The organism is Streptomyces sp. NPDC050610 (genome assembly GCF_040654875.1).
GTDB lineage: Bacteria > Actinomycetota > Actinomycetes > Streptomycetales > Streptomycetaceae > Streptomyces.
On sequence record NZ_JBFAIV010000070.1, the window covers coordinates 1 to 13,215 of the forward strand.

Sequence of the window (13,215 nt, forward strand, 5' to 3'; positions counted from 1 at the left end):
CAGCAGGGCGTCCAGGTTGTTCGTCACACAACGATCTTGGACGCCCTGTCTGCGTTCCCGGACACACCGTCAGCATTCGGAATAACTCGTCTAGTGGGCTTGCACGATCCGGAGGAGACCCGGTCGCGGATGTGGGTCCACGACGGCGTCGAGATGGACCTCGTCACCCACGACCTGCGGAAGTTCGTCCGGCTGATGCTGCGCCGCAACGGCTACGTGCTGGAACAGCTGCTCTCCCCGCTCGTCGTGCACACCACCAACGCGCACGCCGAACTGACAGCCCTGGCACCGGGCGTGCTCACCTCGCACCACGCCCACCACTACCGGGGGTTCGCGAACACCCAGTGGAGACTCTTCGAGAAGAACGGCGAACTCAAACCCCTCCTCTACACCTTCAGGGCGCTCCTGACCGGCATCCACCTGATGCACAGCCGCCAGATACAAGCCCACCTGCCGGCGCTGCTCGGCGAGGTGACCGCGCCCGACTACCTGCCGAACCTCATCGCTGCCAAGGCCGCCGCCGAACACGCCGCCTCGACCGAGATCCCAGCGGAACGCGCCGCGCAGGACGTCCAGCGACTGCACGCGGTGCTCGACGAGGCCCAGGCCACCACGGAACTGCCGGACACCGCCACGGCACACGAGGCCCTGCACGACTTCGTCGTACGGCAACGCCTGAAGAGCCTGTCTGTGAAACCCTGACGTCCGCCCCGCGCTGTCAGCCCATTTCAACGTAGCGGTGGGCCCGGTCGAAGCGCCGGGTTGTCACGTGGCGGCGGATCACCCAGTGGGCCACGCCGGAGTCGAGTTCCGTGACGTCGTCGCCGCACCTCCAGGTGGCCAGCAGATTTCGCGGATGTGGTGAGGTCAGTCGGTGTCCGTAGCCGCCAGGACAGCTACGTGGTGCTGGTCGGGGCGCAGTGCGAGGATGCCGAAGTCCCACGCGACGTCGTAGAACCAGTCCGTTTCTGTCCCCAGGTCGTACCCCGTGCAGGTCCGTGCGCTCGCATCGATCTGCTCGAACTCCGTGCCGACCGGCGCTCCGACAAGCCCTGTCATCGAATGCCAGGCTGCCAGGCGCCCGTAGGCGCCGTACCGGCTCCTGCTGTATGCGCCTCCGCGGGAGGCGACCGAGAACAGCATTCGCCACGCCCCCTCGGCTGTCGAGGCGCTCATGCGTACTGTCCCGTGCCGCGCTCCTGCCAGGCACTCCAGAGGCAGCGCATCGATCACCCCGCGCAGATCGGCGCGGTCGAGTGGGACGTCACTGGCGAAGACCCGTGCCTCGACCTTCCCGTTGGAGTGCTCCTGCCAGTCGTTGGCCGCAGTGGCTATGGCTTCGGTTTGCGCCCGGTCGCCGATCTCGGCGAGGCCGAATGCCCGGCTGGGGCCAGGGGGCGTCCGCGCGCTCGGGTGGGGCAGTTCCGCTCCGGAGTGGAAGGGAAGGCCGTGCGAAGCACCACGGGCCGAGTAGCGTGGCAGTCCCACATTCTCCTCGTTCTCCAGCAGCCGGGTCGGCAGCGCCGCCAGCGGGTGATTTCCGCTGCGCAGAGCCGCGGCGAAGGCCTGGGTCTCCGGATGCCCGCTCACGTCGACGCCACGCAGCACTAGCTCGTGCAGTAGGCAGGCACGCATTTCATATGGGGCTGCCGCCGCCGTCTTCCCGGGAGCGAACACCGCCGCGAGCAAGTCCCCCACGGGCTGCTCGGAGGCCAGTACGGACGCCCAGAAGCGTGCTGCCCGACGCTCAGCTTTTGGAAAACGGGTACCGGGAAGGCGAACCGTTCGCTCGATATTCGCCCTCCCCGGAGTTATTGCCAGGGTGCGCAGTGCGTAGCTGAACACCGTCTCGTATTGCCAAGGCTCGGTCTCCGTGAACCCGAGACCGACGATGGCCAAGGCCAGGTCGTGGGCGAAGTCGGGGTCCCCGGCGGCTACCCGACGCTCGATTTCGTCGTAGACGTCGGTGACGTTCACGTGGCCCGGGAGGCTGTCGAGTATGCGGGTGATCTCAGAATTCATGACCGAATCATCATATGTGAACCTTTTCGCTGCGCGGCGAAGCAATCCGACGCCCCCGGGCCGCGCTCCGTCCCTGGTCCGCTTCGCCATGGGGCGTCGCTCCTCGGGCGGCGACCACACACGGTCACCAGCGGGGTGGGTTCTTCGGGGAACTGGCGACAGCGGACCAGGCCGGCCTGCTTGACTGTCAGGCGCTGCAGGGCGCGGCCCGGCTGGCTTCGATGAAGTCCTCTGCGGCGGCGCTTACGCATCGTCGATGCCGTGCCCCGATTCTTACTTACCAGCGTCGGCCGCCGCGGCTACCGTCGCAGCGTGACGACCGAACGCCGCCTCACGCAGGTGCTTGCCGACGAGGCCGACGCCCTGACCGCGAAGACAGCGGGCCGTCCGAGCCCGCCGGTGGTGCTGCTCGCGCGGGCCCGCCGTGCCTTCGCCATCGCCGGACTCGTCAGCACCGTCCTGGCCGAACACGGAGTCCCCGCACGGGATGCCTACGACCTCGGCGACCGCCTCGCCGAGGCGGCCTGCGCCGCGCTCGATCCCGTCGTCGGCCCGGAGCTGGTAGCGGCCCACCGTGCCGACCTTCGCCGCGGTGAGGCCCAGAAGATCGCCCAGCTCGCCGAATTCGACCTCACCTTCCTCACCCGTATCGGCGAACCGGTGATCGACGACGCGATGGTGACACTGCTCGCGGACCTGTCCGACCTCCTGGCAGGCGTCGCCGCCGACGAGCGCGCCCTCCCGGAGCAGCACCGCGCCGCCCGCTTCGCTGCTGCCCAGGCACGCGAACTCCGGGCGCACTACGGCGGCGACGCCGGCGGCTGGTAACGGTCAGATCAACCCGTTCAGCCCGTCGGCACGGTGCGCGCGTGCTTCATGCGCACGAGGTCTCGCCGACGGCCAGTGCGTGCTGGCAAGGAACTCGGCTACCCGAACCTCGCGATACCCCGGCGGCCAGCCGATCGGGGCTGCCGGCCTGCGGCGTCCCTCACAGTCTCCAGGAGCGGATGCGGTCGGCCGCGTCGTACCCGTCGGCGCGGCCGGCGTCGATGTCGCGGACGAGGTCGATCATCACGCCGTACGGCGGATCGGTCCCCTCCCCCGCGGCGGCCCTGTACGCCGCGGCGACCGCGGCGCCCTACAGGGCGTTGCGCCCCGGGAGGGGCCGGAGCCGGATGAGGGCGTGCATCAGGGCGTCCGCGCGCCAGGTGTTGTCGACGGCGATGCCGACCTGCGGGGTGTTGACGCGGTGGCGGGCGATGGCCGCGACGAGGTTCGAGAAGTCGTGGACGTCCGGTTCTTTGGGCAGTACGTCCGCCTGGCGCTCCAGCAGCCAGCGGATGTCGATGAACAGCTCCACCTCAGGCGGCCCGCGCCTCGCCCGGGCGGGCGGGGGCGTCGGCGGGGAAGGCCGCGTCGAACGCGTCGGCGTTCTCGGCGACGAACGCGCGGAAGACCGCCGCGGCGCCGTCGAGGCGGGGGTCGCGGGCCGCGTTGCGTGCGGCCTCGGTGATGAGCGCGGTCACCGTGGTGCCCTCGGCCTCGGCACGCTCCTGCAACTGGGCATGGAGCTCTTCCGGGACCCGGATCGTCACCGACTTCGACATCCTCCGCCCGTACAGCAAGACGTACAGCAAAGGGAGAGTGACAGCGGAAACGCCTGGCTCAGCGCACCCCGAGAGCGGGCTCACTACCGCTCAGGGGCGATGAGGACCCACCTCCAACCCAGGCGCCTCCGCCGGCCCTGGAGGCGGGACGAGTTCGGGCATGATGGCCTCCATGCCGATCGAGACCGACGACCTGTCCGAGGACGGCACGGCCGGCTGTGCCCCGGTCGCCGATGAGGCGACCGGCGAGGTGCGGCTGCTGTCCGAGCGGTGCTCGACCTGCATCTTCCGGCCGGGCAACCCGTTCCGGGCCACGATGCCGGAGCAGACCCGCGACATGATCGCCGATGCCGTGGCGGACGAAGGGCATGTGACATGCCACGCGACGCTGCCGGGCTCGGTGCCCGCAGGCGTCGAACCGGCAATCTGCCGCGGATTCGCAGACACGTACGGTGGCCGGTCGTTGGCCTTGCGGTTCGCAGACGCCCTGGGCCGCCTCCGGGAGATACCGTGTCGTCCCACCGAACCCAGTGCCAGTCCGGTCAAGGCCACCAACTGGGTGGTGCTCATCGGTGTGCCCAGGAGGGCGAGGGTCCTGGCCCTTCCCGGACCGAGCAGGGCACGCAGCGCCTGGGGGCCGGGCGGTCCTCCTCCCCGGTCAGCACGCCCGAGCAGGGATACACCACGGCATACCGGTGGGGCTCGTCCCAGGTCACCCAGCCGCGGCGTGGGGTGACGGGGACGAACAGGAGCTGCGCGCCGGAGATGTCGCGGGGCGGGTTGTCATGGGCGTTGATCTGCAGCCGGCCCTCGCCCAGCCAGCGGGTACGGGGGTTCAGGCCGGCGAGGGCCGTGGCCCAACCGCCGTCGCTCAACTGCCGGGTGCGGGCGACGACGTCGGCCTCCAAAACTCGACGGCGTCGCTCCCAGTCCGGAAGCACCGTCCGGGCCCACACCCACTCCAGCAGGGCGGCCGAGCGTTCGGGGAGGTCGTCGCGGCACAGCGCGTCGGGGAGAGAGCCGCCGCCCAATGCGGTCGTCAGGTCGGCGCGGGCGGGGCGCTGCGGACGCGGTGCAGTTCCTCGTCGATGTGCGGGACGCCATCGCCCACCGGCGCGGGGATGAGGAAGTCGGCGGTCCAGCTGTACCGGAACCCGGCGCGCACCACGGCCGCCGCGATCGGGTCCCGGGCCAGCTGTTCGCGGTAGGCCGACAGGTGGGCCGTCAGCCATTTCTGCTGCACCGGGTGGGAGGCCACGGCCTCCTCCAAGTCGACCAGGGCGGCAACCGTCTCGGCCAAGGGAGAGATCACGAAACGGCTGCGCGCCAGGGTGTCTGCATCGAGCAGCCACAGTCCCATCGTTTCGCCTCCGTGCGAAACATTAACGCCGCCGCAGCAGCCCCTCGGACACTCCCCGTCATGCGCACCTATCGAGAACTGTTCCGCACCCCGGAGTTCACACCACTTTTCTCCACCAGCGCACTGTCGGTGGCCGCTTCCACGGTGAGCGGGCTGGCCCTGGGCACTCTGGTCCACTCCGCCACCGGGTCCTCACTGCTCTCCGCCCTCGCCATGTTCGGGCCCGCCCTCGTCCAGGTTGTCGGCGCGGCCACGCTGCTGTCGGCCGCCGACCGGCTCCCTCCGCGCGCCGCCATGACAGGCCTCACCCTGGCTTTCGCGGTGGCCGCCGGCGTCCAGGCCGTCCCGGCGCTGCCGGTGTGGGCCGTCTTCGTGGTCCTGGCGGCCGAAGGCCTGATCACCTCCGTGGGCGGCGGGATCCGCTTCGGCCTGCTCAACGAAATCCTCACCAAGGACGGCTATCTACTCGGCCGCTCGGTGCTCAACATGGCCGTCGGCACCCTGCAGATCTGCGGCTACGCCCTCGGCGGCGTCCTCGTCGTCCTGCTGTCACCGCGTGGTGCGCTGCTCACTGGCGCGCTGCTGTATGTGGCCGCCGCGGCCGCCACCCGCCTCGGCCTCACCGACCGCCCGCCCCGTGCCACCGGCCGCCCGTCGGCCGCCGCCACCTGGCGCGTCAACGCCCGCCTGTGGTCGTCCGCGCCCCGCCGCTATGTCTACCTGGCGCCGTGGGTGCCGAACGGACTCATCGTGGGCTGCGAGTCCCTGTACCTCTCCTACGCCCCCGAGTACGCGGGGCTGCTCTTCGCCTGCGCCGCCCTCGGCATGCTCGTCGGCGACACGCTCGCCGGACGTTTCCTCCCGCTGCGGTGGCGTGAACGCCTCGGCGCCCCGATGCGGCTGCTACTCGCTGTCCCTTACCTGTTGTTCTTCCTGGAACCGGGACTCTTCGTCGCACTGGCCGCCGTCACCCTGGCCTCCGTCGGCTTCGCCGCGAGCCTCCTGCTCCAGGAACGCCTGATGCGGCTGCCCCCCGACGAACTGAGCGGCCAGGCCCTCGGCCTGCACTCCTCCGGCATGCTCACCTTGCAGGGCATCGGTGCCCTCCTCGCAGGCACCACCGCCGAACTCACCACACCCGCGACGACGATGACGATCATGGCGGCCGCTTCCGTCACCGTAACCCTGGCGCTCGCTCCAGGACTGCGGGAGCGAGCGCCGATCATGGCGGCTGCGTGAGCCGCGGGGTCGCCTCCGCCGGACAGTGGCGTGCCCATGGGCCGGAGCCAACGGGGCCGGGACACGCTCGGCCGAACGGCCCGGCATGTCCGCCGGCCCGCCCGCATCGACCATGAAGTGATCTCCGCCTACCGCTCGTCGCCGTTCCAAGAGGCCCCGACCGAACCAGGCTCATGACGTTCTCAGTGGGCGTTAAGTCCGTTTCTGGTAGCGGCCTCGTCCGGGTTGGGTGAGGAAGCCTTGGCGGGTGAGTCGTCCGAGGCGGCTGCGGGTGATGTTGGCGGATGCTTCGTCGGTGGGCATGTCGAGGAGTTCGTGCAGTTCGCGGGCTCGGAATGCCTGGTCGGGGTGTTGGTTGAAGGCGTCGACGATGCTCTGGTAGGCGGTGCTCGACTCGGGCGGATCGTGTTCGGTGCCGGTGGGTGCGAGTTCGGTGATGATCTTGCGGGTGGTGGCGAGGTCCTCGAGGCGGGCCTCGGTCTCGGTGAGGTCGGCGGTGAAGTGGGCGATCTGACGGCGGAGTTCCTCTGCCCGGGCCGTGGCCTCGTTCTCCCGGAGGTGAAGGTCCACCAGGAGGTCGGTGATGTTCACGCGGTCAGCTCGATGGCGTCGCGCCAGGCCGGCGTGGGTGTGGTGAGGCGCCGAGTCATGTTGGCGGTGGAGGCCCAGTAGACGCGCGAGGCGGAGGTGTCGGGCCGGTGGTCGTACTCACGGGTCAGACGCCGGTGGAGCATCAGCGTGCCGTTGGTCTGCTCGACCACCCACCGCTTGGGCTGCGGGACGAACCCTTTGCCCTGGTCAGCGAGGTTGCGGCGGACGACCTCGACGCCGATGTCCAGCAGTACGCCGTGAACGACAACCGCTTCCTTGAAGCCCTGGTCGACCAGGGCTTTCTCCAGGCGCATTCCGCACCGCTCGGCGGCCTGGTTGAGCAGGGCGATGCCGGCGGCGTTGTCGTGCGCCGAGGCAGCCATGACGATGACGCCGATGACCAGCCCCAGCACGTCGACGGCCAGTCCCCGCTTGCGCCCCGAGACCTTCTTGTTCGCGTCCAGCCCCGTCGTGGTCCTGGGGACACCCGCCGCGGCGCGGACGGACTGAGTGTCGATGATCACGAGGGACAGGTCCTCTAATCGGCGGGCCTTCTCCCGGACCTGGCAGCGCAGGAGCTCCTGAATCCGCTGGTCAAGCCCGTCCTCGCGCCACAAGCTGAAGTAGTAGAACACCGCCGACCAGGCCGGCAGGTCATGCGGCAGCATCCTCCACTGACAACCCGTCCGGTTCTGATAGAAGATCGCGTTCACGACCTCCCTCAGGTCACAGGACCCGGAATCCCCGGTCGCCGACCGCGCCACCCGGCCCTGCTTCCAGGCCGTGATCATCGGCTCGATCAGCGCCCACTGCCCTTCCGACAAATCGCTGAGATACGGCTCTCTCATCACGCCCCGCATCTCAACATGGACATGCCCATCAAGCAGCCCGGACCGCGACCAGTACCACGATCGAGTGATCACGAACGAAGAGAAGTCGGACTTAACGACCACTCAGATACGCGAACGCCGCGAACTGGCAGGACACCATCCGCGAAAACCGGCCCCGCCCCAGCAGACTGGACCCCTACAAGCTCTACCTGGAGCGACGCTTCGCCGCGGGATGCACCAGCGTCACCCAGCTCCACAGCGAGCTCGTCGCCGACAACGCGCCAGTCACCTACCAGATGGTCCGCGCCCCCATCGCCACCCTCCGCGGGACTCCCGTCGGCACGCCACCCCGACCTCCGACGGTGCGTCAGGTGACCGGCTGGCTCACCCGACACCCCACTGCGCTGAGCGAGGAAGACCGGGCCAGCCTGAAGGATGTCCTTGCACGCTGCCCTGAACTGGACACAGCCGCCGGACACGTCCGCGACTTCGGCGAGATACTCACCGACCGCCTCGGCTCCACACTCCCCACCTGGATCGACGCAGTCGATGACAGCCAGCTCCCCGGTCTCACCGGCTTCGCGCTCCACCTTCTGCGGGACCTTGACGCCGTGATAGCTGGGCTCACTCTCAACTGGAACTCCGGCAGCATCGAGGGCGCCGTTAACCGCATCAAGAAGATCAAGCGCCAGCTCTACGGCCGAGCCGGATTTGAACTCCTCCGCAAGATGATCCTGCTCCAGTAACACTGCGCGAGCAGCCGCCCACCCGTGGCAGGATGGCCTCATGTTGATCCGAAAGGGCGATGCCGCGTAGGCGTCCCAAGGCCGTCCGCGCAGAGCGGTGGCGGCCACGATGGCAGTGTTCGGTCCTGAGAGTCCGCGGTGTCTCCGCGCAGACTCGTGCAGCGATCCGCCGGGTCGAAGACCAGGAGATGTGGCCCAACGCGGTCGCCAAGTCGCTCTCGTGTTTCGAGCGAGCTTTTAACCAGCCGGGACGCTACCTGGACGCCTCCGAGTTCGAATCGCCCGGGGTGGGAGATGCCCGTGATGACCTCGAGTGGGCGATGCGGCACCTTCCTCCCGGAGCGCAACGGGACTTGGGCCGACTGATCACACACATCGACGAGGAATTCGAGCGCCGCACCCTGCCCGACCCCAACAATATTGAGTTGGCGGTGTTCGGCTGGTGGTGGACCAGAATGCGAGAACGCTGACGGGCCACGGACCCGCGCCCTCAATCGAACGCCACCGTCACCCTCCGCGACCACTCCCCAAGATCTGTGCCAGACCCCACTACCGTTCAATAAAGCCATGCGACCCCTGCACGGCGTTGGTACCCCTCGAAGGGGCGATGAGGACCAGTGCCGGCCGACGGGTGCGGCCCGGCCCGGCACGTTGGTACCCCTCGAAGGGGCGATGAGGACCCCAGGGTAAAGCCGCAGGTCGGTGCTGGGGTGCTGGGTGCTCGGGCGGGCAGTTTTTCAGCGGACCTCCGGTAGTGCGGTTCGTCCCGGCGTGGCGCTGAAATCCTGGGCCGGAGCGCCACCGGACTCGCTCCTTCCTCCGGGCGGTTCGAACGGTCACTGCTGACTGTAGAACCCGCTTCTGACACAGCCCCGCGCCCAGGCCATTGAGTCGGGCGCCTCGCTTCCGCTCATCTGGCCCCCGGTGTCGCAGCCGAGGCTCAGGCATCCGTCTCCCTTGCTGGGCTGAGAAGGGCGCGGGCTCGGGCCAGGTCGCGGCGGCGGAGCGGCCCGCTGGAGAACGTGGCCTTCACCGACGACGAGCTCCTCGAACGCACGCTCCGCCACGGCCTCAGCCATATCCAGCACCACCCGAACTCATCGATGGCTGACTCACCGAAACCGGTCTGCTCCTCCATCCCTCGCCGACACCAACCGAAGAGATCAGTAGCCAGTGATCGTCTTGGTGATCCCACTGACAGGGCTGGCTCGGCGAGACATGTTGAGGGAAATGAAACGTTGCCGGATTACGACTCTGACCTGCGTCGATCAGCGGCCGTAAGCCGGAACCAGGCAAAGATCATCATTAGGAACCATGGTGCGAAATTCGACGTCTTGGAGTTCATTACCCCTGCTGCAGAGGGAGGGGGAACAGATGACTGACTCCACAGATGTCCTGCTGATGCTATGGAAGGACCAGCGGGAACAAGTTCGCCAAGGGGAGATCCAACGTGCCGCACTGACCAACATCGTGATCATTGTTGCCGCAGCAGGACTTGGCTTCGTCGCACGACGGGGACGGCCAGACTTCGACGATCTCTGTGTAAGTGTGCCCATGCTCCTGCTGGGCGTATATGGCTCTCTGACCTGCTGGAAATACCGGGAAAGGAATAGCCATCACGGATCCCAGATGAGCCGGCTCTATGTTGCCATCGCAGACCTACATCCGTCTCTGGAGCTGGCACGAATCAAGTCTGAAGGCCACGCACGGCATGACGCCAGGTTTCCCCGGACAGTCAAGATCCGGCTTTACGCACTATGGATGGCGCTACACATTGGTGTTGCTCTGGGTGGAGCAGCCTTGAGCGCTTGGATACTCGTATCCCGATGAAAGCAACCACTGATGGTCCTGGCGTGGTGTCGGCCTACGCCTGCTGATCGACGCAGGTCAAAGGGCACAATCTGGCGACACCGCGCGGCAAAGTTCAGTAGCCGATGTAGAGGCGGTGGGAGATGGCTAGGAATAGGAGACGGCTGCGGGCCCTGCCCGGGCATCCCCTACGCGAACAAGAGCGTCAAGGTAAACGTCCTACTGGCCTGTCACGGCCGATCACTGTGGTCGTGATCTGCAGCAGCCTGCTGCTGGTCACCTTCGTGACAGTGGTGGCCCCCAGATACTTGCTGAGCTGGGACGCTCCAGGCACGCCTGTATCGGGTCTGGCCAAGGCTATTAACGACATCCGCACCACATTGCTGCAAGGCCTGGCTGGAATCGCCTTGCTGATCGGCGCCTTCTTCAGCTGGCGACAATTACAGGTCAGCAACCAAAGCCAGATCACTCAGCGTTTCGCGGCCGCTGTGGAGCAACTGGGCAGCCCGAGCCCAGGAGTACGACTTGGAGCGATCTTCGCGCTGGAACGTATCGCCGACGACTCCCCCTACGACCGCGTGACAATCGCGGAGGTGCTCTGCGCATTTGTCCAGAGCAGCGGGCCTGCCGATCCACCCTCAGCAAGGCCGGTGGCACGGGATCCGGCTCACAAGCTCGAACTTGCCCTTATGCACCGCGCGGCGGATTCCTTGTCCGTCCGCCGCACCGACCGTCAGGCGGCCATGACAGTCCTCGGCCGACGAGCTCTGGTACCGAATCGGTACGTGTTGGGGCTGGCTCGGACCGACCTACGGGGCACAAGGCTGGCTTTTGCAGATCTCGAAAAAGCTGACCTGCATTACAGCGACCTCTCAGACGTGAATCTCGAAAGCGCAGATCTAGGCGCAGATCTGACCGGCATCTGGCTGGCAGGGTCATTCCTTCGCGGTGCACGACTGCACCAGGCCGACCTACGCGGTGCCGATCTCACCGGAACAGAAGCCTCACGTGCCAGTCTGGCAGGAGCGGTCGCCGACGCCAGTACAGTCTGGCCCGCCGACTTCGACGCCGCAGCCGCCGGCGTAGTTACCGCTGATGACAGTGCACCACTGCCCCGCCCACAGACCTGGTACGACCTGCCGAGATGAGCCCCCTCCGGGAGGCTCGGCCATGGGGCCCGTGCCGCAGATCGTCTCTCGGTTGCGGGACCTGCGGACGGCCGTAGAGCTGGCCGCTACTGCACGGAACTCTGCAGGCGAACCGCCTGCCCTACCGACACCGCACTGCAAAGGTCAGTAACCCGTCTTGTCCCCATGGGGTTACTCGCATGCCCCGTCCCGCAACTGTCTCCCCACCCGCCACCGTGCCCGTCCCCGCCGCGGTCCGGCCTGGGAGTCGCTGCTGAAGGCCACTGACCTGGCGGGGGCCCTGGGTGTCAGGGGTATCCGGTTGGATGAGCATGTGACGGTCTATGACGTAGCTCGCCGACTGCCTTCCATCGTCGGCCTGCGGAACCTGTGCCGCTCATTGGCGATGCTTGATGCGGTCCTGAGTCCGGACTGGGAGGGCAGGTACTACTCCTTCGACGCCGGCTGGGCCGACGGCGAGGAGATGGCCTCGATGCGCAACGGGTCGGGGGACGAGTACTCCATCGTCTTCTCGGCGGCCGGGGCCTATGTCCGCGGCTTCGGCCACGAAGCACCGATGAGCCCGTACGCCAACGATGGCGAACCCTGGCCGGGCGTGGTCGACGAGGTCCCGGAGGCCTTCAGCCGCTTCGTCAAAGAGCCGGCGTTCACCGACGAGGACGACGTTCCCGTCGTAACGGCCTGCCTGTGGCAGGCGACGGACGACCGCTGGCAGCACGGCACGCTCGACTTCCCCACCGACTGCTCCGACCCCGACGGAGCAACCGGTCTGTTCGAGCTCCTGATCGACCGTTCGCCCGAAGCGTTCCAGCGCTTCGCCGAGGACTACTACGAGGTTCCCGTGGACCTGGAAGCAGTCCGCGATGTATATGACCTGCGGCCGCTGAACCAGAAACTCGTGACATCACTGAACGCGGAAGCAACCCTTGCAGAACTGGCTCGGGATATCGCAGAGATCGGCTACCCGCAGCAGGCCCGGGAGGAGATCTGAACTTCAACTGCCGCTGCTGGCATCCCTCGAAGGGGCGATGACCCGGCCTGGTCGTCGTCATCACGTTGGTACCCCTCGCAGGGGCGATGAGGACCAGGTCTACCGGCCCGAGCTGCTGGGGTTGTCCCTGTTGGTACCCCTCGTAGGGGCGATGAAGAACCCCAGGGTAAAGCCGCAGGTCGTGGCTGGTGTGCTGGGTACTTGTGCGGGTGGTTTTTCAGCGGACCTCCGGTTGTGCAGTTCGTCCCGGCGTGGTGCTGAATTTGTGTGGCTCGGGGTGCACCGGGCTTGTTCCTCCTGCAGACGGTTCGGTGGTCTCTGCTGACTGTAGAGCCCGCCTCTGACAAGGCTCCGCGCCCTGGCCGCTGTCGGCGCCGGGTGCCTCGCTCCCGCTCATGCTCGCCTCGGCTGAGGTGGCGGAGGTCCAGCTACCCCGCGGCCGGACAGGCGCTGCGCCGGACTTCGTCGTACCGGACGATGTGGGCGACCACCAGTTGGTGGTCGCCTGCTGTGACTGTGCCAGCCGAAGCTTGCTCCCGGGCCGGGATCTGGAGAACGAACTGTTCCTCGTCGACACCGGCGATCTCCAACGGCGGGTCGGGCAGAGTCAGCCCTGGTGGGTACAGGCAGCGCAGTCTGGCCACCGCCGCGACGAGGCTCTCGTCGGCGGGCTGCGGATTGCGGGTCACGCGGGCACTGGCAGCGGACTGCTGCTCGCCGGCTTCCACCACTACCGCGGCCACGTCCTAACGCAACTCCTGATCGGCGGCCGCACAATGAGAGACCGCCATCGTGGTCTTTGCTGGTCAGTGGGGCTGGTGTGATGTTCAGGTGGGGTGCTCGTGCTGATCGGGAGCGTGATCGTTGACGCG

The 13,215-nt window shown here is 67.6% G+C and carries 12 protein-coding genes and 3 pseudogenes; 8 read left to right on the forward strand and 7 right to left on the reverse strand.

The window, feature by feature from the left end; all coding sequences use genetic code 11:
* Positions 1–90: 90 nt before the first annotated feature.
* Positions 91–702, forward strand: a pseudogene (locus AB0I22_RS38830) (nucleotidyltransferase domain-containing protein); the annotation flags it as partial.
* A gap of 165 nt (positions 703–867) precedes the next feature.
* Here AB0I22_RS38830 and AB0I22_RS38835 read toward each other — a convergent pair.
* Positions 868–2,022 carry a DUF6183 family protein gene (locus AB0I22_RS38835; protein WP_363135758.1) on the reverse strand — a complete coding sequence of 385 codons (1,155 nt, stop codon included), beginning with the start codon at positions 2,020–2,022 and terminating at the stop codon, positions 868–870.
* Between the two features lie 312 nt (positions 2,023–2,334).
* On the opposite strand from AB0I22_RS38835, the gene AB0I22_RS38840 reads away from it, so the two are divergent.
* A complete protein-coding gene (locus AB0I22_RS38840) occupies positions 2,335–2,850 on the forward strand; it encodes a hypothetical protein (RefSeq protein WP_363135759.1) in 516 nt (171 codons plus the stop codon).
* Between the two features lie 160 nt (positions 2,851–3,010).
* Here the strand turns inward: AB0I22_RS38840 and AB0I22_RS38845 are convergent.
* From AB0I22_RS38845 to AB0I22_RS38855, 3 genes and pseudogenes are all read right to left on the reverse strand, one after another.
* Positions 3,011–3,382, reverse strand: a pseudogene (locus tag AB0I22_RS38845) (toxin Doc).
* Position 3,383: 1 nt separating this feature from the next.
* Positions 3,384–3,629 (reverse strand): YlcI/YnfO family protein, encoded by a 246-nt coding sequence (locus tag AB0I22_RS38850; RefSeq protein ID WP_363135760.1) that lies wholly within the window; start codon positions 3,627–3,629, stop codon positions 3,384–3,386.
* 510 nt (positions 3,630–4,139) lie between these two features.
* A pseudogene (locus AB0I22_RS38855) lies at positions 4,140–4,989 on the reverse strand (transcriptional regulator); the annotation flags it as partial.
* A gap of 60 nt (positions 4,990–5,049) precedes the next feature.
* On the opposite strand from AB0I22_RS38855, the gene AB0I22_RS38860 reads away from it, so the two are divergent.
* Complete coding sequence (locus tag AB0I22_RS38860; protein WP_363135761.1) at positions 5,050–6,228, forward strand: MFS transporter; 1,179 nt, start codon at positions 5,050–5,052, stop codon at positions 6,226–6,228.
* Positions 6,229–6,420: 192 nt separating this feature from the next.
* Here AB0I22_RS38860 and AB0I22_RS38865 read toward each other — a convergent pair whose 3' ends face one another.
* Entirely contained in the window at positions 6,421–6,819 is a 399-nt protein-coding gene (locus AB0I22_RS38865) for a hypothetical protein (protein WP_363135762.1), read from the reverse strand.
* Positions 6,816–7,670, reverse strand: coding sequence for an IS5 family transposase (locus AB0I22_RS38870; protein WP_363135763.1), 855 nt, complete (start codon positions 7,668–7,670; stop codon positions 6,816–6,818). The genes AB0I22_RS38865 and AB0I22_RS38870 overlap by 4 nt, the downstream gene beginning before the upstream one ends.
* Before the next feature lie 350 nt (positions 7,671–8,020).
* Here AB0I22_RS38870 and AB0I22_RS38875 point away from each other — a divergent pair, with 350 nt between their 5' ends.
* The 5 genes from AB0I22_RS38875 (at position 8,021) to AB0I22_RS38895 (ending at position 12,343) form a co-directional block, all read left to right on the forward strand.
* A complete protein-coding gene (locus tag AB0I22_RS38875) occupies positions 8,021–8,395 on the forward strand; it encodes a transposase (protein ID WP_363135764.1) in 375 nt (124 codons plus the stop codon).
* Between the two features lie 188 nt (positions 8,396–8,583).
* Positions 8,584–8,865, forward strand: a complete 282-nt coding sequence (locus AB0I22_RS38880) for a hypothetical protein (protein ID WP_363135765.1) — start codon at positions 8,584–8,586, stop codon at positions 8,863–8,865.
* Between the two features lie 904 nt (positions 8,866–9,769).
* On the forward strand, positions 9,770–10,225 hold the full coding sequence (locus AB0I22_RS38885) for a hypothetical protein (RefSeq protein WP_363135766.1): 456 nt from the start codon (positions 9,770–9,772) through the stop codon (positions 10,223–10,225).
* Positions 10,226–10,455: 230 nt separating this feature from the next.
* A complete protein-coding gene (locus AB0I22_RS38890; RefSeq protein ID WP_363135767.1) occupies positions 10,456–11,352 on the forward strand; it encodes a pentapeptide repeat-containing protein in 897 nt (298 codons plus the stop codon).
* A 295-nt stretch (positions 11,353–11,647) separates the two neighbouring features.
* Positions 11,648–12,343 carry a hypothetical protein gene (locus AB0I22_RS38895; protein WP_363135769.1) on the forward strand — a complete coding sequence of 232 codons (696 nt, stop codon included), beginning with the start codon at positions 11,648–11,650 and terminating at the stop codon, positions 12,341–12,343.
* 428 nt (positions 12,344–12,771) lie between these two features.
* Here AB0I22_RS38895 and AB0I22_RS38900 read toward each other — a convergent pair whose 3' ends face one another.
* Entirely contained in the window at positions 12,772–13,086 is a 315-nt protein-coding gene (locus AB0I22_RS38900; RefSeq protein WP_363135768.1) for a hypothetical protein, read from the reverse strand.
* Positions 13,087–13,215: the final 129 nt, after the last annotated feature.